The sequence below is a fragment of the Paracraurococcus lichenis genome, assembly GCF_030657435.1.
Lineage (GTDB): Bacteria > Pseudomonadota > Alphaproteobacteria > Acetobacterales > Acetobacteraceae > Paracraurococcus > Paracraurococcus lichenis.
Genome location: NZ_JAUTWS010000008.1, coordinates 17,094 through 43,111, shown reverse-complemented (window position 1 = coordinate 43,111; position 26,018 = coordinate 17,094). Strand labels below are relative to the sequence as shown.

The window sequence follows — 26,018 nt, the reverse complement described above, 5'->3', positions numbered from 1 at the left end:
CCGGACCGAGGAGCGGAGCGTGAATTGGATGGCCAGCCCAACACGCCATCCGGTCGCGGAGCACCGCAGGTCCGGCGGACCGAGGCGCGGAGCGTGAATCGGATGGCCAAGCAGGCACGCCATCCGGTCGCGGAGCACCGGAGGTCCAGGGGACCGGGGAGCGGAGCATGAACCGGATGGCCACCCACATGCCCAGGCGACGGGGTATCTGCCTCGTCCTCGCCTCCGCCCCCGGCGGCGGCAAGACCAGCGTATCGCGCCGGCTGCTGGCGACGGAGCCGGAGCTGTCGCTCTCCGTCAGCGCCACCACCCGCGCGCCGCGGCCGGGGGAGGAGGAGGGCGTGCACTACTTCTTCCGCACGCCCGAGCAATTCGCGGCCGGCGTCGCGGCCGGCGACTTCCTCGAACATGCGAGCTTCCTCGGCCGCTCCTACGGCACGCCGCGCGCGCCGGTGGAGCAGGCGCTGGAGGCCGGGCGGGACGTGCTCTTCGACATCGAGTGGCAGGGCCACCGGCAACTCAAGCAGACCATGCCGGCCGATGTGGTCGGCATCTTCCTGCTGCCGCCGAGCCTGGCCGAGCTCGAGCGCCGGCTGCGCGGCCGCGGCCAGGACCCGGAGGACGAGATCGCCCGCCGCATGGTCGCGGCCAGGACCGAGATGGAGCACTGGCACGAGTTCGACCATGTGCTGGTGAACGAAGATTTCGAGGCGACCGTCGCCGCGGTGCGCGCCGTGCTGCATGCCGCCCGCACCCACCGCACGCGCCAGCCCTGGCTGGCCGGCTTCGTCGCCCAATTGCTACGGGTGTGACGCGCGCCGCCCCGCCGCGCGGAGGCTGAGCCGGTGCAGGCCATCCTCTCCGTCGTCGCGCCCGTCTTCCTCATCATCGGCCTCGGCTGGCTCTCGGCCCGCCGCGGGCTGGTGGACAAGGCGGGCTTCGCCGGGCTGAACCGCTCCGCCTTCACCTTCTGCGCCCCGGCGCTGCTCTTCCTCGGCGGCACCTCGGGCCAGGCGGGCGGCGGCCGCACCGCGCTCGCCTTCTTCCTCGGCGCCGCGCTGCTCTATGCCGGCCTGCTGGTGCTGGCGCGGCGGCGCCTGCCGCTGGGGGAGGCGGGCGCGCTCGCGCTGGATGCCACCTACGGCAATGCCGTCATGATGGGCATCCCGCTCATCCTCGCCGCCTTCGGCGAGCAGGCGCTGGGGCTGCTGCTGGCGGTCATCGCGCTGCATTCCATGCTGATGCTGGGCGCGGCGACGATCGTGGCGGAGATCGGGCTGCATGCCAGGGCGCCCTGGCAGCGCGTGCTGCGCGCCACCGTCCTCGGCGTGGTACGGAACCCGGTGGTCATGGCCGTGGTCGCCGCGCTGGCCTGGCGGCTGCTGGGCCTGCCGCCGCTGACCGGCCTGCTGCGGCGGACGCTGGAGATGCTGGGCGCCGCGACGCCGCCGGCCGCGCTGTTCTGCCTCGGCGGCAGCCTGCTGGGCTTCGATGCCCGCGGCGCCTGGCGCACGACCCTGCTGATCGCGGGGCTGAAGCTGCTGGCGCTGCCGGCGCTGGTCTGGGCGATCGCGCGGCTGCTCGGGCTTTCGCCGCTGGAGACCGCGGTCGCGGTGGTGGCGGCGGCGCTGCCGACCGGCGCCAATGCCTTCATGCTGGCGCAGCGCTACCGGCTGGACGAGGCACGGTCGGGGGCCACGGTGCTGGTCAGCACCGCGGCCTCCGTCGTCACGCTGTCCCTGCTGATCGCCTGGCTCAGGTGAGCATCATCGCGATCTCCTGCAGCATGGTCAGGTGCTGCTGGATCGACATGCGCGCCAGCACGGCGATGTGCTGCGTGTCCGTGCTGCGGTTGGTGTTCTCCAGGTAGCCCTGCTGGATCAGCAGCAGCGCCTGGTGCTGCTGCACCTGGCCGAGGATATAGGCACGGTCGAAGGCCGGGCCGGCCGGCTGGGCCTGCAGCGTCTTCAGCACCGCCGCATGGTCGGCATCCAGCGGGACCGGCGGCGGGTTCTCGGTATCGGTCAGTACCTGGGCCAGCGCCGTCTGCTCGGCGATCTCGTAGCCGGCGAACTGCTTCACCTTCGGGTTCTGCGCCCGCTCCTGCGCCAGGGCGCTGGTCTGCTTGGCCAGCGTGCCGCCCATCAGGGTCTTCGCGAGGTATTCGCTGCCGGAGACGGTGGGCACCGTCCGCACCTGCGCCAGGACCAGCCCGGGCGCCAGCGAGAGGAGGCCGAGCCCGGCCGAGCCGAGCAGGATGCCGCGTCGATCCATGCTGTCATTCCTTCTGCGCGAGTTCCGCCCGGACGGTTCGCCCGGGCGCCAGCCGGCAGAACGGCGGCGGCGCCCGCGGGTTCTTCCCTGCATGACGCTCCTGCACGACGCGCAGGTCTGCCGTCCCTCGCCCCCGGGCTGCTTCTCATGGCCATGCCGGGCCGGCGCGCCGCGGCCTTCCGCCCGCCGCTGCCTGCGGCCGGGATAAACCTGCGCGGCGCGAGCGGTCTTCCGCATGTCTGCTGCGTTGCGGCACGGTGACACCGGCAAGGGGCCAGGATCATGCCGCCGACCGAGGATTCGCCGCTGGACTGCCTCGTCATCGGCGGGGGGCCGGCCGGGCTGACCGCCGCCCTCTACCTCGCGCGCTTCCGCCGCCGCGTGCTGGTGGTGGACAGCGGCGAGCCGCGGGCGAGCTGGATCCCGACCAGCCACAACATCCCCTTCTTCGCCGAGGGGATCGGCGGCAAGGACATCCTGCGGCGGGACCGGGAGACGGTGGCGCGCTACGGCGTGGCGGTGCTGGACGCGACGGTCGCGCGCCTCTCGCGCGACCGGGACGGCTTCACCGCATCGGCGCACGAGGCTGGCGGCGGCAACCGGGCGATCCGCGCCCGCCGCGTGCTGCTGGCGACCGGCGCGGTGGATGTGGAGCCCGACCTGCCCGACCTGCCGGACGCCGTCCGCCGCGGCCTGGTGCGCTACTGCCCGATCTGCGACGGCTACGAGTCGCGCGAGCGCCGCATCGCCGTCATCGGCCATGGCGCCCGCGGCCTGGGCGAGGCGCTGTTCATCGCCCGCACCTATTCGGACGACGTCACCCTGCTGACCCATGGCTGCCCCATGGACCTCTCCGAGCAGGACCGCGCGAAGGTCGCCGAGCACCGGCTGAAAATCGTGGAGCAGCCGATCGAGGCCCTCGACATCCGCGACGGCCGCATCGCCGCGCTGCGCGAGGGCGGGCGGGAGCATCGCTTCGACGTGCTCTATTCCGCGCTCGGCCTGCATTACCGCTCGGAACTGGCGGTGGCGCTGGGCGCGGAGCATGACGGCCGCGGCGCCCTCTGCGTGGACGAGCACTGCCAGACCACGGTGAAGGGCCTCTATGCCGCCGGCGACATCGTGCGCGGCCTCGACCAGATCGTGGTCGCCATGGCGCATGCCGCGACCGCCGCGACCCATATCCACAACCGCTGCGAATTGCCGACCGAGGACGAGGTCGACAACCGCTGAGGGAACCGGCGCCCGGCCCGCCGGTTGCGCCAGGGCGGATCGCCGCAGGGCAGGTATGCCTAAAGGCGCCCGTCTGCCCGACTAACAAGAGGCCAGGGTGACGCCACGCGGCACGGCGTGGCGCCGCCCCTGGTGGAGGTGCCGCGGTGAAGGCTGTCCTGTTCGATGTCGATGGCACGCTGGTCGATACGGTGGACCTGCATGCCGAAAGCTGGGTGGAGACCTTCCGCCATTTTGGCCACGAGGTCGGCTTCGATGCCGTGCGCGCGCAGATCGGCAAGGGCGGCGACCAGCTCATGCCCGTCTTCCTGCCGGAGGAGGTGGTGGAGCGGCAGGGCAAGGAGATGGAGGGCTTCCGGAAGGAGCTCTACATGAGCCGCCTGATCCAGCGCGCCCAGGGCTTCCCCGGCGTCGCCGACCTGTTCCGCCGCATCCGCGCGGATGGGCGGCGCGTGGTCCTCGCTTCCTCCGGCAAGCCGGACGAGCTGGAGCACTACAAGACGCTCCTCGGCATCGGGGACCTGGTGGATGCCGCGACCACCTCGGAGGATGCGGAGAAGTCGAAGCCGCATCCCGACATCTTCCTCGCCGCCCTGGACGGCCTGCCGCCGGAGGAGGCGATCGTCGTCGGCGACTCGCCCTATGACGCGGAGGCGGCCGGCAAGGCCGGGCTGCGCACCATCGGCCTGCTCAGCGGCGGCTTCCCGGAGAAGGACCTGCGTGGCGCCGGCTGCATCGCGCTCTACCGCGACCCGGCCGACCTGCTGGCGCACTACGACGAATCGCCCCTGGCGCGGGGCTGAGCGGCATGGCGGCATGGTGGCAGTCGGCCGTCATCTACCAGGTCTATCCACGCTCCTTCCAGGACAGCGACGGGGACGGCCTGGGCGACCTGCGCGGCATCGCGGCGCGGCTGGACCATCTGGTCCGGCTCGGCGTGGACGCGGTCTGGATCTCGCCCTTCTACCCCTCGCCCATGGCGGATTTCGGCTATGACGTCGCCGACCACTGCGACGTCGATCCCGCCTTCGGCACGCTGGCGGATTTCGACGCGCTGGTCGCCGCGGGGCATGAACGCGGGTTGCGCCTCATCCTCGACTATGTGCCGAACCACACCGCGGACACGCATCCCTGGTTCGTCGCAAGCCGCGCCTCGCGCGACGATCCGAAGCGCGACTGGTATGTCTGGCGCGACCCGGCGCCGGATGGCGGCCCGCCGAACAACTGGCTGAGCGAGTTCGGCGGCGGCGCCTGGACGCTGGACGCGGGGACCGGCCAGTATTTCTATCACGCCTACCTGCCGCAGCAGCCGGACCTGAACTGGCGCAACCCGGCAGTGCAGGAGGCCATGCTGGACGTGCTGCGCTTCTGGCTGGACCGCGGCGTGGACGGCTTCCGGGTGGATGCCATCCACCACCTGGTCGAGGATGCCGGGTTCCGCGACAACCCGCCCAACCCCGACTGGCGCGAAGAGATGTCGCCGGCGCGCCGCGTCATCCGCGCCCGCACGATGGACCAGCCGGAGGTGCAGGCGGCCGTTGGCGCCATGCGCCGCGTGACGGATGCCTATCCCGGCGACCGCCTGCTGATCGGCGAAGCCTATCTGCCGATCGACCGGCTGATGGCCTATTACGGCGTGGACCTGACGGGCTTCCACCTGCCCTTCAATTTCCACCTGCTCTCGACGCCCTGGCGGGCCGATGCCATCGCCGACCTCATCGCCCGCTACGAGGCGGCGTTGCCGGCGGGCGCCTGGCCGAACTGGGTGCTCGGCAATCACGACCGCAGCCGCGTCGCCAGCCGCCTCGGGACAGCGCAGGCGCGCGTCGCCGCCATGCTGCTGCTGACCTCGCGCGGCACGCCGACCCTCTACCAGGGCGACGAGCTGGGCCTGACCGACGTGCCCATCGCTTCGCATCTCGTGCAGGACCCCTGGGAGCGGCGCGTGCCCGGCCTCGGCCTGGGCCGCGACCCCGTCCGCACGCCGATCCCCTGGGATGATACGCCGCAGGGCGGCTTCACGTCAGGCACGCCCTGGCTGCCGCTCGGCGAGGACCACCGGGCGCTGAACGCCGCGACGCAGGCGCGCGACCCGCGCTCCATGCTGTCGCTGACCCGCGACCTGCTGATGCTGCGGCGGCGGGAGCCGGCGCTCGCCCTCGGCCCGATCACCGCGGTGGCGGCGGAGGGCGAGGTGCTGCGCTACGAGCGGCAGGACCCGCAGGATGGCCGCCGGCTGCTGGTCATGCTCAATCTCGGCGGCGCCGAACATGCGCTCGACCTGCGCGGCACGCCGCTGCTCTCGACGCATGGCGATCCCGGCAGCCCGACGCGGCTGCGGCCGCATGAGGGGCTGGTGGTGGAACTCGACCCGGCGGCGGCCTGACCGCTACTGCGTCGCCCAGACGATGCGGTGCATCCAGGTGATCTCGGGCAGTTCGAAGCTGTAGTCGGGATGCGCCGGGTTCAGGCTGCGCAGGTCGATGCGCTTCGCCGACTGCCGCTTCAGTTCCTTCGCCATCACCTCCCCCTTCTGGGTCTTCACCACCACGCGGTCGCCGCGCCGGACCGGCGCACCGGGGGAGACGATGACGACATCGCCGTCGCGGTAGACCGGCTCCATGCTCTCGCCCGAGATCTCGAGGGCATAGGCATTGGGATCGGCGACCTCGGGCACCGAGATCTCGTCCCAGCCGCCGCCGACGGGATAGCCGCCATCGTCGAAATAGCCCTCCCCGCCCGCCTGGGCGAGGCCGATGAGCGGGATGCGCCGCGTCACCCCGCCGCGGCCGCTGCGCGGCAGCGCCGGCACACCGGTGACGAGCGCGGCAAACTCGGAAAGGCCGGCGCCGGTCGCCATCAGCACCTTCGCCACGCTCTCGGTCGAGGGCCAGCGCGCGCGGCCATCGGCGCCGATTCGCTTCGACGGGTTGAAGGCGGTCGCGTCCAGCCCGGCCTTGCGCGCCAGACCGGAGGCGGAGAGACCGTTCTCCGCCGCCAGCGCGTCCAGCGCGCGCCAGATATCCTCATGCGTCACGGCATCGCCCCTGCGAGAAGCCCCCGGCGAACCAGGATAGGTTGTTTTCTGGGGATAACATCCTAGGGATCGAGTCTGAGATCAATAGGCTAATTTTCCTTGAATTCGCTTGCATGTGACGCTCGGGCGCGAATAAGTTCCCGTTCTGTTCCCGTCCGGCGAGAGAGGAAAATCCCCCCGATGACCACCGCCCCCCGCCCCGGCCATGCCCCCGCCCCCCGCGGCCCGGCCCGGGCCGAGCCCTTCCGCAGCGCCGAGGAGGCCTGGTTCTGGACCATGGCCGCGCTGATCGCGCGGCGCGACGGCGCCCGCATCGTCTCCGGCGCCGGCCTGGTCGCCCGCCCCTGCGAGCCGGACGACGTGGTGAAGTGCCTGGACCGGCTCTACCGCCAGCGGCGGGTCGAGTTGCAGCATGTGCGCATCCTGCGGATCTGGGGCGAGCGGCAGCAGGTGCCCGACCCGCGCTACCCCCGCGAGAAGGGCGACTGGCGGCTGTGGCGGGAGGTGATGACGCGGCTCGACTGGCCGCTGCGGGTGAAGGGCATCGTCGCCGGCCCTTTGCCCCTGGCGGAGGGCGCGGAGATCATTCCCTTCCCGGGCGGCACGTCGTGACGGCCGCGGCCAAGCCCGCCCACCGGCGCGCCGTGCAGGCCGGCCAGCGCGCCTTCATCGTCTTCGGCGGGGAGGCGGACCAGCCCTGGCTCCGCCTGCTGCGCCCGGGCTTCCGCCACTGCTTCGCGGCCATCGCGGATGCCAGGGGCTGGACGGTGCTCGACCCGCTCTCCGGCCGGCTGGTGGTGGTGCGGCTGGAGGTGCCGCCGCAATTCGACCTGCCGGGCTTCTACCGCCGCGCCGGCTTCTCGGTGACGGGCCCCTTCGTGCCGGGCGCGCCGCGCTGGCGGCCCCTGCCGCCGCTCTCGCCCTTCACCTGCGTCGCGCTCTGCCGCGCCGTGCTGGGCGCCGGCGCGCCCTTCGCGCTGACGCCCTGGGGGCTGTTCCGCGCCCTCGCAGATAATAGGAAAAAATACTTGACGCGCCTTGCGGCGGCGCGCTAACACCCATTCCGCCAACGGGCGAACTGCGCCCGGCGGCATCCTCCCGATCCCTGCCCGACCTTGCCGCGGGCCCGCCTCCCTCACCGGGGGCGGGCCCGCGGGCTTTTCGGCGCGGGACTCCCAACCAGGATGAGGTGACGCGCATGGGTGGCCTGTTCCGCGCCCCGAAGCCGGTCGTCGTCCCGCCGCCGCCGGCCCCAGACCCGGCGCCCGCCGCCCCGCCGCCCGAGCAGCAGGGGCAGGAGGCCCGCGCCGAGGCCCGCGCCCGCGCCGCCCGCGGCCTCGCCGGCACCATCGCCACCTCCGCCCGCGGCGTGCTGGACCCGATCCCGGCGGCGCCGCGCAAGTCGCTGCTCGGGGAGTGAGGCGCATGGACCCCACCGACATCCTCGCCCGCTTCGGCCGCGCGCTGGAACGGCGCCGGCCGCTCGAGCCGCTCTGGCAGGCCTGCTACGACCATGTCCTGCCGCACGCCGCGGATGCGCCCGCGCTCTTCGACGCGACGGCCGCCGATGCGGCGGAGCAGCTCGCCGCCTCCCTCCTCGCCGAGCTGACGCCCCCTTGGTCGCGCTGGTTCGGGCTCGCCCCCGCGCGCCCCACCGCCGACCGCGCCGCGGCCGAGGCGCTGGAGGAGGCGGCCACGACGCTGCAGGGGCATTTCGACCGCTCCAACTTCGTCGTCGAGATGCACCAGGCCTTCCTCGACCTGGTCGTCGCCGGCACCGGCCTGCTGCTGGTGGAGGAAGCGCCGCTCGGCGAAGCCTCGGCCTTCCGCTTCGCTGCGGTGCCCGTGCGCAGCGCAGTGCTGGAGGAGGGGCCGGACGGCCGCCTCTCCACCGTCTATCGCCAGATGCGGCTGACCGCGGCGCAGCTTCGCGCCCGCTTCCCGCGCGCCGAACTGCCGGAGGCGCTGCAGCGCGCCGCGGCCGCGGACGACCCGGCGCCGCAGCCGGTGCTGGAGGCGCTCTGGCCCGAGCGCGGGGCGACGCGCTATGCCGCCATCCTCGCTGACCCGGCGCAGCCGCTGCTGCTTGCCGAGGGCCGCTTCGCCGAGAGCCCGGCCATCGCCTTCCGCTGGCTGAAGGCGCCGGGCGAGAGCTACGGCCGCGGCCCCGTCATGAAGGCGCTGCCGGACATCCGCACCGCCAACAAGGTGGTCGAGCTGGTCCTCAAGAACGCCTCCATCGCCGTGACGGGGATCTGGCAGGCCGAGGATGACGGCGTGCTGAACCCGGACACGGTGAAGTTGGTCCCCGGCGCCATCATCCCGAAGGCGCCGGGGAGCGCCGGCCTCACGCCGCTCGCCGCGCCCGGCAATTTCGACGTCTCCCAGCTCGTCTTGCAGGAGCTCAGGGCGCGGATCCGCACCGCGCTGCTCGCCGACCGCATCGGCCCGCTGCAGGACGCGCGGATGACCGCGACCGAGGTGTTGGAGCGCGGCGCGCAGACCGCGCGGCTGCTCGGCGCCACCTATGGCCGCCTGCAGGCGGAGCTGCTGACGCCGCTGGTCACCCGCTGCCTCGCCATCCTGCGCCGGCGCGGGGAGATCCCGCCGCTGCTGCTCGACGGCAGCGGCGTGGCGCTGCGCTACGAGAGCCCGCTGGCGCGCCTGCAGGGCCGCGCCGATGCGGCGAACACGCTGCTCTTCCTGCAATCCGCCGCGCAGCTCGGTGGCGAGGCGGCGGCGCAGATCGATGCCGGCGCCGCGACGCGCTGGCTGGCGAAGACCCTCGGCGCGCCGGCCGAGGTGCTTGTCCCCTCCAAGGAGTGACCCGCATGCCCGAGGACCTGCTGCAGCCGCCGGCCGACGCGATGCCGGAGGATGGCAAGCCCGCGCCGCGCCCGGCCGAGGTGCCGGAGAAGTTCTGGGATGCCGCGACCGGCACGCTGCGCACCGATGCGCTGCTGAAGTCCTACCTGGAGCTCGAGCGGCGCCTGTCCCAGCGCATCGCGCGCCCGGGCCCGGATGCGGCGCCCGACGACCTCGCGCGCTTCCGCGCCATGATGGGCATCCCGGAGACGCCGGATGGCTACGCGATCGCGGCGCCGCACGATCTCTGCTGCCCCGATGCCGAGGTGAACCAGCGCCTGCACGCCGCGCAGTTCAGCAACGACCAGGCGCAGCTCGTCTATGACCTCGCGGCCGAGCGGCTGCTGCCACTGATCGCCGAGGCGGCCGCGCAGTACGAGGCCGACCGGCAGCGCGAGGTGCTGGTCCGGCACTATGGCGGCGAGGACGCCTTCCGCCGCATCGCCGCGCAGCTCTCGGCCTGGGGTCAGGCGAAGCTGCCGCCGGCGGTCTATGCCGCGCTCGCCGCGACCGCCGAGGGCGTGACGGCCATGGAGCAGATGATGGCGGCGCAGGAGCCCGGCCTGGCGCGGGAGGCCGAGGTGCCGGCACCCGAGAGCGAGTCGGCGCTGCGCGCCATGATGCGCGACCCGCGCTACTGGCGCAGCCGCGACCCGCAGTTCATCCAGCGCGTGACCGAGGGCTTCCGCCGCCTCGTCGGCGGCAACGGCTGAGACCCGGCGGGGCTCGAGCGCCCAAACCCCCGCCGCGCTCGCCCCGCCGCTCCGGGCGGGCGGCGCGCGCCATCCCCGCGCGCGCCGCCCGCCCCTTCCCCTGCCCGGCCCTGCCCAACCCGCATCCGCGGGCGCGGGGCCGTGCGCGCCGCTGCGGCCCGCATGCCGGCCAACCGCCGCGTCGCGCTTCCCCCGCCACTCCTAGGAGGACCAAGGCATGTCCGCGTCCATCGACCAGGCCTTCATCAAGCAGTACCAGGCCGAGGTGCAGGAAGCCTACCAGCGCCAGGGCTCCAAGCTGCGCCCGACCGTGCGCAGCAAGACGGAGGTGCGCGGCGCCTCCACCGTCTTCAACAAGGTCGGCGCCGGCACCGCCGCCGCCAAGGCGCGCAACGGCGTCGTCCCGGTGATGAACATCGACCACAGCACGGTCGAGTGCTTCCTGCAGGACTACTACGCCGGCGACTGGGTGGATCGCCTCGACGAGCTGAAGACCAATATCGACGAGCGCGCGGTGGCGGCAAATGCCGGCGCCTATGCCCTTGGCCGCAAGACGGACGAGCTGATCATCGCGGCCATGGACAGCGGCACGCGCGAGGCGGTGGGCACCGGCGCCGGCGAGACCGACACGGACGGCCTGACCCGCGCCAAGGTGCTGCTGGCCTTCCAGATGCTCGGCAATGCCGACGTGCCGGATGACGGCCAGCGCTACGCGGTGGTCGGCTGGAAGCAGTGGAGCGAGCTGCTGACCATCCAGGAATTCGCCAATGCCCAGTATATCGGCGATGGCGACCTGCCCTGGAAGGGCACCCAGGCGAAGCGCTGGCTGGGCGCCACCTGGATCCCGCATAGCGGCCTGACCAAGAACGGCGCGCTGCGCTACTGCTACTTCTACCACAAGACGGCGATCGGCCATGCCGCGGGCATGGAGATCACCACCGACATCACCTGGCACGGCGACCGCGCCGCGCATTTCGTCAATACGATGATGAGCCAGGGCGCAGTGCTGGTGAACGACATCGGCGTCGTGCGTATGCGCGCGAAGGAGTAGTCGCGCATCTCTCGGCCCCACCCGGATGCGGGTGGGGCCATCCCTCCTTCCCTGCCGGAGTCTCCCGATGGCCCTCTCCGCCCTCGCGCTCTGCGCGCGCGCGCTGCTGAAGATCGGCGCGCAGCCCATCGCCTCGCTCGACGAAGGGACCGCCGAGGCCGAGGTCGCGGCCAATCTCTATCCCGGCCTGCGCGACGCGCTGCTGGCAGCCCATCCCTGGAGCTTCGCGACCGGTCAGGCGACGCTGCCGCGCCTCGCCGCCAGGCCCGTCGCCGACTTCGCCAACGCGTTCCAATTGCCGGCGAATTTCCTCCGCGCCCTCTCGGCCGGCAGCCCGCAGCGCGGCCGCGGCCTGCCCTACCGCATCCAGGAGGACCGGCTGCACTGCAACGCGGACCAGGTGGTGCTGACCTACATCTTCCGCCCGGAGGAGAGCGCCTTCCCGCCGCATTTCGCCGCCGCGCTGGTCGACCGGCTGGCGGCCGAGTTCTGCATTCCGCTGACGGAGAACACCGGCCGCGCCCAGCTCCTCGCCAGCCAGGCGGAGGCGGAGTTCCGCGCCGCGCGCCGCACCGACAGCCAGCAGGCGACGCCGCGGGCGATCGAGGACTTCCCGCTGATCAACGTCCGGGGCTGAGCATGGCGCAGTCCCGCACCCTCAAGACCAGCTTCACCGCGGGGGAGCTGGCGCCGGAGCTGCTCGGCCGGCCCGACCTGCGCGCCTATGCCAATGGCGCGCGGCGCCTGCGCAACGTCTTCATCCAGCCGACGGGCGGCGTCACGCGCCGCCCCGGCCTGCGCCATGTGGCGATGCTGCCCGGCGCGGCGAAGCTGATCGCCTTCGAGTTCAACACGGAGCAGACCTACCTGCTGGTGCTGACCGAAGGCGCGCTCTCGGTCTTCGTCGGCGATGCCCAGGTGGCGCAGGTGGCCGGCCCCTGGACCGCGGCCATGCTGCCGCAGATGGCCTTCACGCAGAGCGCCGACACGCTGCTGCTCTGCCACCCCGACATGCCGCCGCAGCAGGTCACCCGCACCAGCCACACGAGCTGGACGGTCGCGCCCTGGTCCTTCCTGCGCGAGCCCTTCTCCCGCTTCGCCGATGCGGCGGTGACGCTGACGCCCTCGGCCACCTCGGGCAGTGTGACGCTGACGGCCTCCGCCGCCGTCTTCCAGCCGGGCCATACCGGGATGCGCTTCCGCCTCGGCGGCAAGCGCCTGCTGGTCACGTCCGTCGCCGGCGCCACCCAGGCGAGCGCGACGGTGGAGGAGACCCTCTCCGACACCGCCGCCACGACGGACTGGGAGGAGGCCGCCTTCTCCCCCCGTGCGCGGCTGGCCCGTGACGGTCTGCTTCCACCAGGACCGGCTGGTGATCGGCGGCTCGCGCGACCTGCCGAACCGGCTCTGGCTCTCCCGCTCCGGCGACCTGTTCGACTTCGACCTCGGCACGGGGCTGGACGACCAGGCGATCGAGTTCGGCCTGGTCTCCGACCAGGTGAACGCCATCCGCGCCGTCTTCTCCGGCCAGCACCTGCAGGTCTTCACCTCGGGCGCGGAGTGGATGGTCAGCGGCGCGCCGCTGACGCCAGGCAGCATCCAGCTCAACCGCCAGACCCGCGTCGGCTCCCCGGTCGATCGGCTGGTGCAGCCGGTGGACGTGGACGGATCCACCATCTTCGCCGCCCGCAACGGGCGGGGGATCGTCGAGTTCACCTATACCGACCTGCAGCAGCTCTACCAGGCGAACGACCTCGCGCTGGTCTCCCAGCACCTGGTGCGGGACCCGGTGGCGATGGCTTATGACCAGCGCCGCCGGCTGCTGCACGTGGCGATGGCGGACGGGTCGCTGGCGACGCTGACGCTCTACCGCGCCGAGCAGGTGACCGCCTGGTGCGGTCAGGCGACGGATGGGCTCGTCCGCTCGCTCGCCGATATCGAGGGCACGGTCTGGGCCGTGGTCGAGCGCGCCGGCACGCCGCGGCTGGAGCGCTTCGACGAGGCGCTGGCGACGGACGCGGCGCTGACCGGCAGCAGCGCCGCGCCGCAGGACCGCTGGACGGGCCTCGACCACCTCGAGGGCTGCATCGTCGGCGTGGTCGCCGATGGCGCGCCGCGCGGCACGGCCGAGGTCGCGGGCGGCGCGGTCACGCTCGAGCGGCCGGCGCAGGCGGTGCAGATCGGCCTGCCCTTCGCGCATGAGGTCGAGCCGCTGCCGCCCGACCTCAGCATCCCCGGCGGCAGCGGCGCGGCGCCCTTGCGGCTGGTCGCCGTCACCTTCCGGCTGCTGGAGACGGCGGCGCTGCGCGTCGATCTCGGCCGCGGGCCGCAGCCCGTGAGCTTCCGCCGGCTCGACACCCCGATGCTGGACGCGCCGCCGCCCGCCTTCACCGGCGATGTGCGGCTGCGTGCCATCGGCTGGCGGCGCGATGCGCTCGCACCACTCTGGCGCATCGCGGACGACACGCCGCTGCCGATGACGCTGCTCTCCGTCACCACAGAGACGAGGATCACCGACTGATGGCCGCACTCGCCTCGCTCGCCACCCTGGTCGGGGCGGGCGCCTCCATCTACGGCAATGCCCGCCAGGCGCAGCAGACCAACGCGATCAACCGCGCCCAGGTGCAGATCGCGCAGCAGCAGGACGCCGCCCGGCAGGAGGCGCTGCGCGCCCAGCAGGCGGCCGATGCGCAACAGCGCGCGCAGACGCTGGCGAAGACCATCGCCACCACGCGCGCGCGGCTCGCCGCCTCCGGCCTCGCGCCGGATGACGGCTCCGCCGGCGCGCTGGCGGCAGGCCTGACGCAGGAGGCCGCGGCAGCGCAGCAGGCGGACGACGCGACGCTGCGCGCCCGCCTCGCGCAGGGCCGCGTCAGCCTGCTGAACCCCGACGGCACCTTCACCGCGCTGCTGCAGAGCGGCCGGACCTTCGGCTTCGCCGCGCGGAGCTTGTTGGATTAGTCGGCCACAGCATCAGCCGCCACACCAACCCTGATGGTGTGGCCGAAGGGGGGACAGGTCCCCCCTAACCCCCCTTAGGAGCCAGTTCGCCCGATGGACGAGCACATCAGGATCGGCGACGTCGCGCCGCGCGTGCAGTACCTGGCCGATGGCGTCCAGGCCAGCTTCACCTATCCCTTCCCGATCTTCGAGGCCACGGATCTCGAGGTGCGGCTGGACGGCCTGGTGCTGTCCGCCGGCTACGCCGTCGCGGGCGCTGGCGCCTCCGAGGGCGGCAGCGTGCTCTTCGATGCGCCGCCCGCCACGGGCCGGCGCGTCACGCTCCGCCGCAACCTCGCCGTCGCGCGCACCACGGACTTCCAGCCGAACGGCGTGCTGCGCGCCAATACCCTGAACGACGAGCTGGACTACCAGGTCGCCGCCCTGCAGGAGGTGAAGGAGGAGCTCGGCAGCGCCCTCCGCCTCGACCCCTCCGAGGTCGGCGGCGCCGCCACCCTGCCGCTGCGCGAGGCCCGCGCCAACAAGCTCCTCGGCTTCGACAGCACCGGCGGCGTGACGGTCTTCGACCGCGGCGAGGGCACCATGACCGTGCCCTTCCCCGGCGGCATCCCGCGCACGGTGGAGGACAAGCTGGCCGAGCGCCTCTCGGCCCGCGACTTCGGCGCGATCGGCGACGGCACGGCGGATGACGGCCCGGCGCTGCAAGCGGCGATGAACGCGGCCGCCGCCAGCGGCAAGTTCCTCGAGATCGGCGAGGGCATCTTCCGCACGACCATGCCGCTGCTGCTGCCGGGCGCGGCCGCCGGCCTCTCCATGCGCGGCACCCTCCTCTATGCCGGCCCGGGCGGCAATGCGGCGCTGACGCTGGGCGATGGCGGCACGGCGAACAACCAGCGCAAGTCCTATACCGGCCTCGCGGTCTACCGCTCCCTGCAGAGCGACTGGCTGGACGAGGCGGATGTCGGCATCCGCATCCGCAACATCGATGCCTGCAAGGTGGAGATCCGCCGCGCCGAGCGCTTCACCATCGGCGTGCAGCTCCTCGGCGATGCCCGGGGCTGTGAGGACAGCGACATCCACTACGGCCGGATCGCCGACAACCGCATCGGCCTCGACCTCCGCACGCTGACCGGCAGCGCCTGGATGAATTCCCTGCGCCACCACGGCGGCCATTTCGCCTGCAGCAGCGGGACCAACCCGGGCGTGGGCCGCTTCGGCGTGCGGCTCTCGGCGGCCGCCGGCGCCTACCGGCTGCACAATGCGCATCTCTTCGTCGGTCCCGCCTTCGAGCTGCAGCGCCAGGGCACGCCGGGCACGGTGGACGCCATCCCCTTCCTGCTGGAGGTCGATGGCCGTAGCCTGACCGCCCAGGGCGTGCGGATGGAGGCCTGCTCGCCCTTCGTGGCGCGCCACACCGGCGGCTTCAACGATGCGCGCTACGAGGTCGCCTATGTCGGCACCTACGGCTTCGCCGGCTGCGCGGTGGATTATGCGGGCGCCACCCGCGCCGGCGGCACGGTGCTGCCGCTGCACCAGGCCGCGGCCGCGCTCGGCACGCCGCGGCTGGCCGCCGATGCGTCCAACATCCGTGCCCGCGCCTTCCGCTGGGACACGACCGCGACGGGGTTCGAGGGGCTGGCGGTGCTCTCCGGCAACCCGACCATCCCCGCCAATACGCTGACCAATTTCTGCTTCCCCGGCCTCTCCTCCATCACCCTGAACGCCGACACGGTGACGCTGCCGACCAGCCGGGCGCTCGCCTTTGTGGTGGATTGCAGCACCTGCAAGGAGTTCTTCCTCGCGGCCGAGGGCAGCGGCCTGCGGCCCATGGCGATGCAGTTCGACGCGGCGGAGAACGTGCTCGACGGCAGCGCGCCGCTGCTCTGGTCCAACATGAACGCGGTCTGGCAGGGCGCGCCTTCTTACTGGTGGGAGGGCAATGCCGATCTCGACAGCCTGGTCGGCGGCCTGCCGCTGAACCGACTGCAGCGGGTCACGCTCGCCCCCGGCGCCGCCTATGCCGTCATCGGCGTGCGCGGCGGCAATGCGGCCTCCGTGCTGAAGTCGCTCCGGCTCTACGTACCCGCGACGGAGGCACCGATGGTGCTCGCCGGCGGCGGCCGGGCCTGGGGCACGCGGGAGCTCTCGGCCTCGCTGGCCTATGACCCGCCGAGCCTTGCCGCCGGCGCCAGCGCCATGCAGGCGGTGACGCTGCCGAACATCCAGAACGGCGACTTCGTCCAGGCCGGCTTCAGCGGCCAGGCCAGCGCCTATATGGAATGGACGGCCGCCGTCACCACCACCGGCGCCACCGGCACGGTGACGGCGCGCGTGACGAACCGGCACGGCTCGACCGCCATCGACCTCGCGGCCGGCACGCTCTTCGTCCGCGCCCTGAAGCCGAGGGCCTGATCCGCATGGCCCCGAAGCGCAGGCTGCAGGTCGAGTTCGACTACGCCGCCGCGGCGCGGCTCGTGCTCGACAGCTACCTGGAATTCCTGAACAGCCCGGTGCCGGCCTCGGAGCGCGGCGACAGCAAGGCCTTCGCCGCGCGCCACACCGCGGCCCGCTCGGCGCTGACGCATCTCGAGCATATCGAGAAGCGCGCGGAAGCCAGCGGCGATCCGGACCAGCACCGGGCCGTCAGCAACATCCTCGAGGAGGCGCGGCGGCACATCGCCGCCGAGGCCAGCGATGACATGGAGGCGCCGGATGACGACGCAGGGGGAGACGCCTGACTTCCTCGAATTCGTCTGGATCTGGAACCACCTGCAGAACCAGGCGACGCCGGCGCCGCACCGACGCATCGCCCGCTGGCTGCAGGCGCGCTGGGAGGCCGGCGACCACCGCCTGCTGCTGATGGCCTTCCGCGGCTGCGGCAAGTCCACCCTGGTCGGGCTGTTCTGCGCCTGGCGCCTGCTCGCGGCGCCCGACACGCGCATCCTGGTGCTGGCCGCCGACCAGATGCTGGCGGTGAAGATGGTCGCGCAGGTCCGCCGCATCCTGGAACGCCACCCGCTCTGCCGGCCGCTGCTGCCGGAAGGGCCGGGCGACTGGGCCATGGACCGCTTCACCGTGGCGCGGGAGGCGGTGCTGCGCGATCCCTCCATGCTCGCGCAGGGCATCACCGGCAACATCACCGGCGCCCGCGCCGACCTGATCATCTGCGACGACGTCGAGGTCGCCGGCAATTGCGACACGCCGGCGAAGCGGGAGGAACTGCGCGAGCGCCTCGCGGAATGCGAGTTCATCCTGGTCCCCGGCGGCACGCTACTCTTCGCCGGCACGCCGCATACGACGGAGACGATCTATGCCCCGCCCGCCGCGGAGGGCGCCTTCCTCCGCGGCTACCGGCGCCTCGCGCTGCCGCTGCTCGATGCGGATGGCGAGAGCGCCTGGCCGGAACGCTTCACGTCCGCCGGCATCGCGGCGCTGCGCGACCGCGTCGGGCCGCTTGCCTTTGCGCGGCAGATGCTGCTGCAGCCCGTCGCCGAATCCGCCCTGCGGCTCGATCCCTCGCTCATCATCCGCTACGCGGAGGAGCCGGACTACCGCGAGGCGCATGGCCGGGCGCAGCTCATGCTGCTCGGGCGAAGGCTGCTCTCGGGCAGCGCCTTCTGGGACCCGGCCTATGGCAAGCCGGGCCTCGGCGACGGCAGCGTGCTCGCCGCCGTCTATGTGGATGGCGAGGGCAACAGCTACCTGCATCGCCTCGCCTGGCTGACACAGGACCCGGACGGCGCGACGGATCCCGCGACGCAGCAATGCCGGGCGGTGGCGCAGATCGTGCGCGACCTGCTGCTGCCGGCGGTGCGGGTGGAGACCAACGGCCTCGGCCGCTTCCTGCCGGCGCTGCTGCGGCGGGAACTCGCCCGCGCCAATGCGCCCTGCACGGTGATCGAGCACAGCAGCCGGCGCGCCAAGGCGGACCGCATCCTCTCGGCCTTCGACCCGGCGCTAGCCGGGCGCCGGCTGCACGCGCATGACAGCGTCTTCCGCACGCCCTTTCCGGCGGAAATGGCCGCCTGGCGGCCGGAAGCGGCCCATGCGCGCGACGACGCTCTCGACGCCGTCGCCGGCTGCCTGCTGACCGAGCCCGTGCGGCTGCCGCAGGTGCCGCCGGCGGTGCGCGGGGTGTCGTGGAGAGGTGCGTGACCGCAGGGGGCTCTGCCCCCTGCACCCCCGCCGGGGGGTCAAGCGACCCCCCGGACCCCGGCGTGAGTTCAACGACGAAGGGGAGGCCCCCGGCGGGGGCCTCCCCTTCGTCGTTTACCCATGGGATCCAAGGGCCTTAAGCCCTTGGCGGGGGAGTGCAGAGGGGGCAGCGCCCCCTCTGCGTTATGCGCACCGCCTCAGCACCTCCCGCGCATGCCGCGCGACGCCTTCGGCCGTCGGCACGTAGCGCCCGTCGGCGCGCCGCTCGGCCAGGCCCATCTCGCGCAGCCGCGCGAGGCAGGGGCCGTCCTTCAGCCCGTCCGGCCGGCCGGGCTCGCCCACCAGCGTCAGCCGGTGCAGGGCCGACCGGCAGCAGGTCTCGAGATAGGGCTCGTTCCATATCGTCACGGAGTTCGTCGTTCCCGGTCGCATCGCCCGCAAGGGTGGTCGTGCCGGCCCATCCCTTCAAGGAGGCAGCGGAGAAGCCATGCAGATCGAGGCGAGCTGGTGGATCACGGCGATCGAGGCCCCGATCGTCGCCGCCCTCTTCACCATGATCCACGGCCTGCGGCGGGACCTGCAGGAGCGGATCGAGCGCAGCGACCAGCGCGAGAGCGACGTGGTGACGCGCACGCGCGACGAGCTGGCGGAGTTCAAGCTGGAAGTGGCGCGCGCCTATGTGCCGCTGTCGCTGATCCGCGACGTGGACCGCCGCCTGTCGCAGCACCTGCTGCGGATCGAGGAGAAGCTGGAGGAGGTGAAGCGCCACCAGATGGCGGTGCCGCGCCTGCGCGACGCAAGGTCCCTCGGGGGCGTGGTGGGGGAGGACGTGTCGTGACCGCGGCCGAGATCCTGGCGCTGACCCTGCGGGCCGAGGCCGGCGACCGTCCCGTCCGCGCGATCGAGGCGCTGGCCGCGCTGGTGGTCAACCGCGCGCGGCTGGCCATGGGCGATGCGGCCGCACGCGCCCGCTTCGCGCCGGGCGCCGCGGCGCGGGAGCCCTGGCCGCGGCTGCTGGCCTTCGCCTGCCGCGCGCCCTTCCTCTTCGCCTGCTGGCGGCCGCGGCACCCGCGCCGCGCGGCGCTGCTGGAGGCGGCACGGCAGGAGGATTCCCCACTCGCCATCTGCCGCCGCGTCGCGGCCCGCGCGATGGCCGGCGCGCTGCCGGACCCGACCGGCGGCGCGACCCACTGGCACGCGGCGGAGACGCTGCCCGGCTGGGCGCTGGGCCGGGTGCCGCTGGCCGAGATCGGCGGGCTGGTCTTCTACCGGCTGGAGGAAGCGCCCGAGCCGGCTCAGGCCACCTGCCAGTCGGTGCCGGGATTGCCGATGATGGCGGCGGTGGCGACGCGCGCCCCCTCCATCAGCCAGACCGAGAGCGCGCCGTCGGTATTGCGCAGCAGGATGTCGTCGCGCCCGTTGCCGTCGTAATCGCCGGTCGCGGCCACCGCCCAGTCAGGTCCGGGGCTGGCGATGGGCGTCGTCGCGGTGACCGTTCCGCCGTTCATGCTCCAGAGCGTCAGGCTGCCATCGGCCTGGCGCAGCAGGATGTCATCCCGGCCATCGCCGTCCAGGTCGCCGGTGCCCGCCACCCTGGTGCCGGCGGGAAGGCTGCCGAGGGTGGTCGCGGCCGTGACGGCGGCGCCGTCCATCAGCCACTGCACCAGCGTGCCGTTCGTGTCCTGCAGCAGGATGTCGGTCCTGTAGTCCCGGTTGAAGTCGCCGACGCCCGCCACCTTCCAGGCGGCGCCGGGATTGCCGACATCCGCCATGGCGGCAACGGTGCCGTCCGGGTTCTGCCAGCCGCCCATGAACCAGATCGCCACGCGGCCATCGGCGTGCTGGAACAGCAGGTCGGCCGCCGGGTCGTCGTCGAAATGCCCGGTCTGCAGCGCGCGCCAGCCCGGCCCGGGATCGGGCAGCGGGAAGGGCGTGACGGCGCCGCTGAAGGCGCGGCTCCAGTCCAGCAGCGGCCCGGCCTGCTGCTGCAGCACCAGGTCCTGCGTGCCGTTGGCATTGAAGTCGCCGGTGCCGACCACGCTCCAGTCGGCGCTCGCCATGCCGACCGTGGAGCGGTCGGCGACTGTCGTGCCGTCCAGGCGCCACAGCGCCACCGTGCCGTCCGGGCCGCGCAGCAGCAGGTCGGATCTTTCGTCGTTGTTCAGGTCGCCGCGCGGGTATTCGATGACGCGGGCCGGCAGGTCGCCGAAGACGATGTCGCCCGGCTGCAGCGCGGTGACGTCGCGCAGCACGATGGAGTTCATCCCGTTCGGCCCGTCGTAGTAGATGCTGGTGCCCGGGATGCCGAAAATCGCCTCCTGCCGGATGGTCAGCGAGGCCGCGGTCAGGCCGCTGCCGAACTGCAGCTTGTCCTCGCCCGGGGTGAAGTCGGCGATGTAGTCCAGCCCGTCGCCCGGGTTGAAGCCGAACAGATCGGCGCCGACATCGCCGATCAGGAAGTCATTGCCCGGCCCGGCGATGATCAGGTCGCCCCGGGGCGGTGCGCCGGGCGGGTCGTCGGCACCGAGGATGTCCCGGTAGACCGAGCCGATGATCCACCTGCCGTATTCCTCCGCCATGCCGCGCTGCTCCCGTGCGATGGCCGCCGGAGCCGCCGCTGGCCCCCGGCCGGATGACCATCATGTCAGACCTTCGCCTGAAACGGCCAATGGACCGCAGCGCAATCCAAAGCATCTGTGATGGGGAAGCTGGCATTTTCGCCAAATCGACTTTGATCTTTATTTGGCACTCACAGCATAGGTCCGGAAACCATTACCGCTTTGCCGGACACGACCACCCAAGCGCCGGCGCGAACGGGACAGCCCCCCGGTGAGGGCGGGCGGTGTTCCGGCCATGGCGCGGCGCCGCTACACCGGCGCCATGGACGACCTGATCTACACCATGGTCCGCGCCGCCGACTGGCAGGCGGCGGAACGGCTCGGCGAGTATCGCGGCAGCGCCGACGACCGGCGCGACGGCTTCCTGCACTTCTCCGCCGCGGCGCAGCTTCGCGCCAGCGCGGCGAAGCACCGGGCGGGGGAGCGCGACCTGCTGCTGGTCGCGGTCGAGGCCGCGGCGCTCGGCGAGGCGCTGGTCTGGGAGCCCGCGAAGGGCGGCAGCCGCCCCGGCCTCTTCCCACATCTCTACGGCGCGCTGCCGGTGGCGAAGGTCCGCTCCGTCGCGCCGCTGCCGCTCGATGCGGAGGGGCGACACGTCTTCCCGGCGGAGATCCCCTGAGCGCCCGGACGCTCAGCCTTCCGGGATGCGCCGCAGGGCGGCCGCGGGCTCGCGCCGGGGCGGGACGGCCAGGGGTGCCGCCGCGGTCCGGCGCGCCCGCTCGCTCATCAGGCAGGCGAAGACCACCACGGCGCCGCCGGCCAGCGTCGCGGGGTCCGGCCAGACATCCCACAGGGCGATGTCGAGCGCGACCGAGACGGGCAGCGCCGCGAAGCCATAGGGCCCGAGCCGCGCCGCATCCGCATGCCGGTAGGCGGCGGCGGCCAGCACCACCGCCCCGCCGGCCAGCAGCCCGTTCAGCCCGAGCCGCAGGAGGTCGGCCGGCGGCGGCGGCACCCAGTCCCGCAGCGCCAGCGGCCCGAAGACCAGCAGCCCGACCAGGCCGGGCCAGAGCACCACGCCGACCAGCCCCGGCTCCGCCCGCAGCCGCCGGTTCACCGTCTGGGTGACGGAGAAGGCGAGGGTGCCGGTCATGACGGCGAGATAGCCCGCGAGCGGCCCGCCGCCGCCGCCGAGCCGCGGCGCGACCGCCAGCACCACCCCGGCAAAGCCGAGAAGGCACCACAGCCAGGCGGCGCGCGGCACCGCCTCCTTCAGCACGAGGGCCGAGAGGGCGAGGGTGATGAGCGGCGCGGTGAAGAAGACCAGGTAGCCCTCGGCCAGCGGCAGGTGCCGGAAGCCGAGGAAGAAGCTGGCGGCCGAGACCATCATGGCAGCGACGCGCAGGGCATGCAGCCCGGGCCGCCTCGTGCCGAGCGGCCCGCCGAAGCCGGGGCGCAGCGCGCGGGCCACGAGGAAAAGCGGCACCAGCACGGCGAAGCGCAGGGCGATCACCTGCCCGACGGCATAGTGGCCGGAGAGGAGCTTGCTGTTGGCATCCAGCAGGCTGAAAAACAGGATGCCTGCCAGCAGCAGGGCCGGACCCTTCACGCGCCTTCCTCCCGGTCGTCGTTGCGCGCCGTCGGAGCGCGTCGCGGTGTCGCCCGGACATATCGCAGAAGGCGCCGGGCTTGCCGAGCCTGCGCGGCGCAGGGGTGGATTGCGCGACGGTCGGGCGCGCGCGGCCCGGCCAGCCGGCCCCCCGCCTTCCCTTCCGCGCCGTCCTGCGGCATTGACCCGCGCGATGACGCCCCGCCTCGCCTCCGCCCTCATGCCCCTGATGCGCAGCCTCGATGCCGAGACGGCGCATGGCCTGGCGCTGCGGGGCCTGCGCGCCGGCCTCGCCGGCCGCGACACCGGGCCGGAGGATCCGGTGCTGGCCACGACCGCCTTCGGCCTCTCCTTCCGCAACCCCATCGGCCTCGCCGCCGGCTTCGACAAGAATGCCGAGGCGGTGCTGCCGCTGATGCGCCTCGGCTTCGGCTGCGTGGAATGCGGCACCGTCACGCCGCGGCCGCAGCCGGGCAATCCGCGACCGCGGCTGTTCCGGCTCGAGGAGGACCGCGCGGTCATCAACCGCATGGGCTTCAACAATGCGGGGCTCGAGGCCTACCGCGCGCGCCTCGCCGCCCTGCCCCGGCCGCTGCCGGCGGTGCTCGGCGGCAATATCGGGGTGAACAAGGAAGGCGCCGATCCGGCGCGGGACTATCCGGCGCTCTATGCCGCCCTCGCGCCGTTGGTGGACTACGTGACGGTGAACGTCTCCTCGCCCAATACGCCCGGCCTGCGGGACCTGCAGGGGGAGGCGCGGCTGATCGAGATCCTCGACGCCATCGCCGCGGTCCGGCAGGCCTCCGGCCCGCCGCTACTCGTAAAAATCGCGCCCGACCTCGCCGAGGATGCGCTCGGCCCGATCGTCGAGGCATGCGCGGCGCGCGGCGTCGCCGGGCTGATCATCGCCAATACCACCATCGCCCGGCCGGAGACGCTGCGCAGCCCGCACCGCGCCGAGACGGGCGGCCTCTCCGGCCCGCCGGTCTTCGCCCGCTCGACCGCCATGCTGCGCCAGGCGCATCGCCTCGCGCGCGGCCGCCTGGCGCTGGTCGGCGTGGGCGGCGTGTCGACGGGCGTAGAGGCATTCGAGAAGATCAAGGCCGGCGCCTCGCTGGTGCAGCTCTATACCGGCTTCGCCTATGGCGGCCCGGCGCTGATCCCCCGCATCAAGGCCGAGCTCGCCGCCTTGCTGCGGCGCGAGGGCTTCACCCATGTCGCCGAGGCGGTCGGGACCGGGGCGGCGTCCACGGCCGGGTAACCCGGACCGGCCATTCGCCCCCCGTCCGGACAGCCTCGGCAGGAAAGGAACACGCATGGACATCCTGGACGGCATCGCGCCGATTGCCGACCGCTATGACGGCTACGTCCTCGACCTCTGGGGCGTGGTGCATGACGGCCAGCGCCCCTATCCCGGCGTGCCGGAGGCGCTCGGCCGGCTGAAGGCGGGCGGCAAGCGCATCGTCTTCCTGACCAATGCGCCGCGCCGGTCCTGGTTCATCGCCGGCATGCTGGACCGCATGGGGCTCGACCGCGCGCTCTATGACGGCATCATCTCCTCGGGCGAGATCGCCTGGCGGATGCTGAAGCGGAAGGACCACCCCTGGTTCGCCCGGCTCGGCCCGCGCGCCTTCCATATCGGGCCGGAGCGCGACCTCTCGGTCGCCGAGGAGGGCGCGGCGGAGCTGGTCGCCGATGCGGCCGAGGCCGATTTCCTGCTCAATACCGGCCCCGATCCCGATCGCGGCTCGCACGACGCCTCGGCCTACATGCCGGCGCTGGAGGCGGCGGCGCGCTACCGGCTGCCGATGCTCTGCGTGAACCCGGACCGGCACGTGATGGTGGGCAACGACCGGCTGATCTGCGCCGGCGCGCTGGCCGACCTCTACAAGCCGATGTGCGGCGACATCTTCGAGGTCGGCAAGCCCGACCCCGCCGTCTACGACCCGGTGCTGGAGCTGCTCGGCATCACCGACCGCCGCCGCGTGGTGGCGATCGGCGACACGCCGCATACCGACCTGGCCGGCGCGCAGGCGGCGGGGCTGGACGCGCTCTGGGCGCTGACCGGCCTCGCGCAGCATGCGCATGGCGACGATCCCTCGCCCGACCTGCTGCGCGAGGTCGCGCGCAGCGAGGGGGTGGAGCCGGTCGCCGCGCTCCGGGCGCTGCGCTGGTAGCGGCGCCCGCGCCCGCGCCCAAGCAGACTTTCGCGGGCTGGGCCACACGTCGTGCGGCCCAGCCCTTTGAAGCGAAAGCCTGCTCAGGGTTGTGTTGCAGCGCAAGCCCCGAGGGGTTTGCTCAGACGATGTGCCAGTCCGGCTGCGGGTTGGGCGAGACCAGCCGGGCGCTGACGACCGCATTGCCGTTCAGCTCCCACAGCGAGAGCGTGCCGTCCTGGTTCGCCAGGACGATATCGGCCCGTCCGTCGCCGGTGTAGTCGCCGGTATGCGCGACATGCGCGCCGAGGCCGGGATTGCCGACGAGCTTGACCGTGCCGGCCACGATGTTCCAGTCGGAGAGGGAGCCGTCGGTCCCCTGCAGGAGGATGTCGTTGCGGCCGTCACCGTCGAAATCGCCGATGCCGATCACCTTCCAGCCCGCGCCCGGATTGCCGAAGGGCTGCGACGTGGCGATCGCGGGACCGTTCATGACATAGAGCGTCAGGGCGCCGTCGGTGCCCTGCAGCAGGATGTCCGCCTTCCCGTCGCCGGTCAGGTCGCCATAGCCGACCACGGCCTGGGCATTGCCGGGATTGCTGATGATCGCGGTATTGGCGACCGCCGCGCCATTCATCTGCCAGACGGACAGCGAGCCATCGATGTTGCGCAGCAGGATGTCCGCCTGGCGGTCGCCGCTGAAATCGGCGACGGCCTCGACCCGCCAGGCGGCGCCGGGATCCGCGACCGTCGCCTGCACCGGCGTGGCGGCGGCATTGAGCTGCCACTCCACCAGGGTGCCGGCATCGTTGCGGAGCAGCAGGTCGGTGCGGCCGTCACCGTTGAAGTCGCCCTGGCCGGCGACCTCGTAGCCCGCCGGCGGGTCGCCGAGGATGCTGGCCCCGCCGACGGTCGGGCCGTTCATCATCCAGTTCACCAGCGTGCCGAAGCCGGTCTGCAGCAGGATGTCGCCGAAGGCATCGCCATTGGTATTGCCGGCCGGCGGCGCGAAATAGACCGGCGGCAGCGCCTCATAGACGATGTCGTTCGCCTGCAATGCCGAGACATTGGCGAGGAAGGCGTCCTCGAAGGTGCCGGGATGGTAGAACACCACCAGGCCCGGCACGCCCTCCAGCGTGAAGGGCTGCACGCTGACATCGCCGGGCGTGATGCCGCCGCCGAGCAGCAGCTTGTCCGTGCCGGGCGTGAAGCCGTCGATCCAGTTCAGCCCGTCGCCGGGCGCGAAGGCGAAGGTGTCGGCGCCGGGCCCGCCGATGAGGTAGTCGTCGCCCCCCGCGCCGACGATCAGATCGCCGCCCGTCCCGCCCGCGAGGGTGTCCCGTATGTCCGTCCCGAGGACCAGCGCCATGTCTTCCCCCCTTGCCGCGCAGGCGGCGCCGCCTGCG

28 protein-coding genes and 1 pseudogene are annotated in these 26,018 nt (G+C 72.9%); 22 read left to right on the top strand and 7 right to left on the bottom strand.

Annotation, left to right across the window (positions count from 1 at the left end):
- Window positions 1–167: 167 nt before the first annotated feature.
- Window positions 168–812 (top strand): guanylate kinase, encoded by a 645-nt coding sequence (gene gmk / locus Q7A36_RS10160; protein ID WP_305103574.1) that lies wholly within the window; start codon window positions 168–170, stop codon window positions 810–812.
- A 33-nt stretch (window positions 813–845) separates the two neighbouring features.
- Window positions 846–1,763 carry an AEC family transporter gene (locus Q7A36_RS10155; RefSeq protein ID WP_305103573.1) on the top strand — a complete coding sequence of 306 codons (918 nt, stop codon included), beginning with the start codon at window positions 846–848 and terminating at the stop codon, window positions 1,761–1,763.
- Here Q7A36_RS10155 and Q7A36_RS10150 read toward each other — a convergent pair.
- Window positions 1,756–2,274: a DUF4142 domain-containing protein gene (locus Q7A36_RS10150; RefSeq protein ID WP_305103572.1), complete on the bottom strand. Its 519-nt coding sequence runs from the start codon at window positions 2,272–2,274 to the stop codon at window positions 1,756–1,758. The two genes, Q7A36_RS10155 and Q7A36_RS10150, sit on opposite strands and share 8 nt — an antisense overlap.
- Window positions 2,275–2,556: 282 nt before the next feature.
- On the opposite strand from Q7A36_RS10150, the gene Q7A36_RS10145 reads away from it, so the two are divergent.
- The 3 genes from Q7A36_RS10145 (at window position 2,557) to Q7A36_RS10135 (ending at window position 5,893) form a co-directional block, all read left to right on the top strand.
- Window positions 2,557–3,507 (top strand): NAD(P)/FAD-dependent oxidoreductase, encoded by a 951-nt coding sequence (locus tag Q7A36_RS10145; RefSeq protein ID WP_305103571.1) that lies wholly within the window; start codon window positions 2,557–2,559, stop codon window positions 3,505–3,507.
- Between the two features lie 146 nt (window positions 3,508–3,653).
- Entirely contained in the window at window positions 3,654–4,310 is a 657-nt protein-coding gene (locus tag Q7A36_RS10140; protein ID WP_305103570.1) for an HAD family hydrolase, read from the top strand.
- Window positions 4,311–4,315: 5 nt separating this feature from the next.
- Complete coding sequence (locus tag Q7A36_RS10135; RefSeq protein WP_305103569.1) at window positions 4,316–5,893, top strand: alpha-amylase family glycosyl hydrolase; 1,578 nt, start codon at window positions 4,316–4,318, stop codon at window positions 5,891–5,893.
- Window positions 5,894–5,896: 3 nt separating this feature from the next.
- On the opposite strand, the gene Q7A36_RS10130 is transcribed toward Q7A36_RS10135, so the two are convergent.
- Window positions 5,897–6,544, bottom strand: coding sequence for a S24 family peptidase (locus tag Q7A36_RS10130; RefSeq protein ID WP_305103568.1), 648 nt, complete (start codon window positions 6,542–6,544; stop codon window positions 5,897–5,899).
- 180 nt (window positions 6,545–6,724) lie between these two features.
- On the opposite strand from Q7A36_RS10130, the gene Q7A36_RS10125 reads away from it, so the two are divergent.
- The 7 genes from Q7A36_RS10125 (at window position 6,725) to Q7A36_RS10095 (ending at window position 11,810) form a co-directional block, all read left to right on the top strand.
- On the top strand, window positions 6,725–7,156 hold the full coding sequence (locus Q7A36_RS10125; RefSeq protein WP_305103567.1) for a hypothetical protein: 432 nt from the start codon (window positions 6,725–6,727) through the stop codon (window positions 7,154–7,156).
- Window positions 7,153–7,599, top strand: coding sequence for a hypothetical protein (locus tag Q7A36_RS10120; RefSeq protein ID WP_305103566.1), 447 nt, complete (start codon window positions 7,153–7,155; stop codon window positions 7,597–7,599). The genes Q7A36_RS10125 and Q7A36_RS10120 overlap by 4 nt, the downstream gene beginning before the upstream one ends.
- 143 nt (window positions 7,600–7,742) lie before the next feature.
- Complete coding sequence (locus Q7A36_RS10115; protein ID WP_305103565.1) at window positions 7,743–7,964, top strand: hypothetical protein; 222 nt, start codon at window positions 7,743–7,745, stop codon at window positions 7,962–7,964.
- A gap of 5 nt (window positions 7,965–7,969) precedes the next feature.
- Entirely contained in the window at window positions 7,970–9,370 is a 1,401-nt protein-coding gene (locus Q7A36_RS10110; protein ID WP_305103564.1) for a portal protein, read from the top strand.
- 5 nt (window positions 9,371–9,375) lie between these two features.
- Window positions 9,376–10,122 (top strand): capsid assembly protein, encoded by a 747-nt coding sequence (locus Q7A36_RS10105; protein ID WP_305103563.1) that lies wholly within the window; start codon window positions 9,376–9,378, stop codon window positions 10,120–10,122.
- Between the two features lie 217 nt (window positions 10,123–10,339).
- Entirely contained in the window at window positions 10,340–11,173 is an 834-nt protein-coding gene (locus Q7A36_RS10100) for a phage capsid protein (RefSeq protein ID WP_305103562.1), read from the top strand.
- A gap of 67 nt (window positions 11,174–11,240) precedes the next feature.
- Window positions 11,241–11,810: a hypothetical protein gene (locus tag Q7A36_RS10095; RefSeq protein WP_305103561.1), complete on the top strand. Its 570-nt coding sequence runs from the start codon at window positions 11,241–11,243 to the stop codon at window positions 11,808–11,810.
- A 226-nt stretch (window positions 11,811–12,036) separates the two neighbouring features.
- Here Q7A36_RS10095 and Q7A36_RS41580 read toward each other — a convergent pair whose 3' ends face one another.
- The gene (locus Q7A36_RS41580) at window positions 12,037–12,459 is read right to left on the bottom strand and encodes a hypothetical protein (RefSeq protein ID WP_370655651.1); all 423 of its coding nucleotides are present in this window, start codon (window positions 12,457–12,459) and stop codon (window positions 12,037–12,039) included.
- Between the two features lie 41 nt (window positions 12,460–12,500).
- On the opposite strand from Q7A36_RS41580, the gene Q7A36_RS41575 reads away from it, so the two are divergent.
- The 5 genes from Q7A36_RS41575 (at window position 12,501) to terL (ending at window position 18,289) form a co-directional block, all read left to right on the top strand.
- On the top strand, window positions 12,501–13,694 hold the full coding sequence (locus tag Q7A36_RS41575) for a hypothetical protein (RefSeq protein WP_370655650.1): 1,194 nt from the start codon (window positions 12,501–12,503) through the stop codon (window positions 13,692–13,694).
- Window positions 13,694–14,134, top strand: a complete 441-nt coding sequence (locus Q7A36_RS10085) for a hypothetical protein (RefSeq protein WP_305103560.1) — start codon at window positions 13,694–13,696, stop codon at window positions 14,132–14,134. Before Q7A36_RS41575 ends, Q7A36_RS10085 begins: the two co-directional genes overlap by 1 nt.
- Window positions 14,135–14,227: 93 nt before the next feature.
- Window positions 14,228–16,546, top strand: a complete 2,319-nt coding sequence (locus Q7A36_RS10080; protein ID WP_305103559.1) for a phage tail fiber protein — start codon at window positions 14,228–14,230, stop codon at window positions 16,544–16,546.
- A gap of 5 nt (window positions 16,547–16,551) precedes the next feature.
- On the top strand, window positions 16,552–16,872 hold the full coding sequence (locus Q7A36_RS10075; protein ID WP_305103558.1) for a hypothetical protein: 321 nt from the start codon (window positions 16,552–16,554) through the stop codon (window positions 16,870–16,872).
- Window positions 16,847–18,289, top strand: coding sequence for a phage terminase large subunit (terL, locus tag Q7A36_RS10070; protein WP_305103557.1), 1,443 nt, complete (start codon window positions 16,847–16,849; stop codon window positions 18,287–18,289). The genes Q7A36_RS10075 and terL overlap by 26 nt, the downstream gene beginning before the upstream one ends.
- Before the next feature lie 183 nt (window positions 18,290–18,472).
- Here the strand turns inward: terL and Q7A36_RS10065 are convergent, their stop codons facing one another.
- Window positions 18,473–18,691: a hypothetical protein gene (locus Q7A36_RS10065; protein WP_305103733.1), complete on the bottom strand. Its 219-nt coding sequence runs from the start codon at window positions 18,689–18,691 to the stop codon at window positions 18,473–18,475.
- An 85-nt stretch (window positions 18,692–18,776) separates the two neighbouring features.
- Here Q7A36_RS10065 and Q7A36_RS10060 point away from each other — a divergent pair, with 85 nt between their 5' ends.
- Entirely contained in the window at window positions 18,777–19,127 is a 351-nt protein-coding gene (locus Q7A36_RS10060) for a hypothetical protein (RefSeq protein WP_305103556.1), read from the top strand.
- A complete protein-coding gene (locus Q7A36_RS10055; RefSeq protein WP_305103555.1) occupies window positions 19,124–19,720 on the top strand; it encodes a cell wall hydrolase in 597 nt (198 codons plus the stop codon). Before Q7A36_RS10060 ends, Q7A36_RS10055 begins: the two co-directional genes overlap by 4 nt.
- Window positions 19,721–19,749: 29 nt before the next feature.
- Here the strand turns inward: Q7A36_RS10055 and Q7A36_RS41570 are convergent.
- Window positions 19,750–20,553: pseudogene (locus tag Q7A36_RS41570) on the bottom strand (FG-GAP repeat domain-containing protein); the annotation flags it as partial.
- Between the two features lie 589 nt (window positions 20,554–21,142).
- Here Q7A36_RS41570 and Q7A36_RS10045 point away from each other — a divergent pair.
- Window positions 21,143–21,526, top strand: coding sequence for a DUF952 domain-containing protein (locus tag Q7A36_RS10045; protein WP_305103554.1), 384 nt, complete (start codon window positions 21,143–21,145; stop codon window positions 21,524–21,526).
- Between the two features lie 12 nt (window positions 21,527–21,538).
- On the opposite strand, the gene Q7A36_RS10040 is transcribed toward Q7A36_RS10045, so the two are convergent.
- Entirely contained in the window at window positions 21,539–22,456 is a 918-nt protein-coding gene (locus Q7A36_RS10040; protein WP_305103553.1) for a DMT family transporter, read from the bottom strand.
- Between the two features lie 193 nt (window positions 22,457–22,649).
- On the opposite strand from Q7A36_RS10040, the gene Q7A36_RS10035 reads away from it, so the two are divergent.
- Together Q7A36_RS10035 and Q7A36_RS10030 are read left to right on the top strand one after the other, a co-directional pair.
- Window positions 22,650–23,717 (top strand): quinone-dependent dihydroorotate dehydrogenase, encoded by a 1,068-nt coding sequence (locus tag Q7A36_RS10035; RefSeq protein ID WP_305103552.1) that lies wholly within the window; start codon window positions 22,650–22,652, stop codon window positions 23,715–23,717.
- 55 nt (window positions 23,718–23,772) lie between these two features.
- Window positions 23,773–24,633: a TIGR01459 family HAD-type hydrolase gene (locus tag Q7A36_RS10030; protein ID WP_305103551.1), complete on the top strand. Its 861-nt coding sequence runs from the start codon at window positions 23,773–23,775 to the stop codon at window positions 24,631–24,633.
- Between the two features lie 121 nt (window positions 24,634–24,754).
- Here Q7A36_RS10030 and Q7A36_RS10025 read toward each other — a convergent pair whose 3' ends face one another.
- On the bottom strand, window positions 24,755–25,981 hold the full coding sequence (locus Q7A36_RS10025) for an FG-GAP-like repeat-containing protein (protein ID WP_305103550.1): 1,227 nt from the start codon (window positions 25,979–25,981) through the stop codon (window positions 24,755–24,757).
- Window positions 25,982–26,018 lie beyond the last annotated feature (37 nt).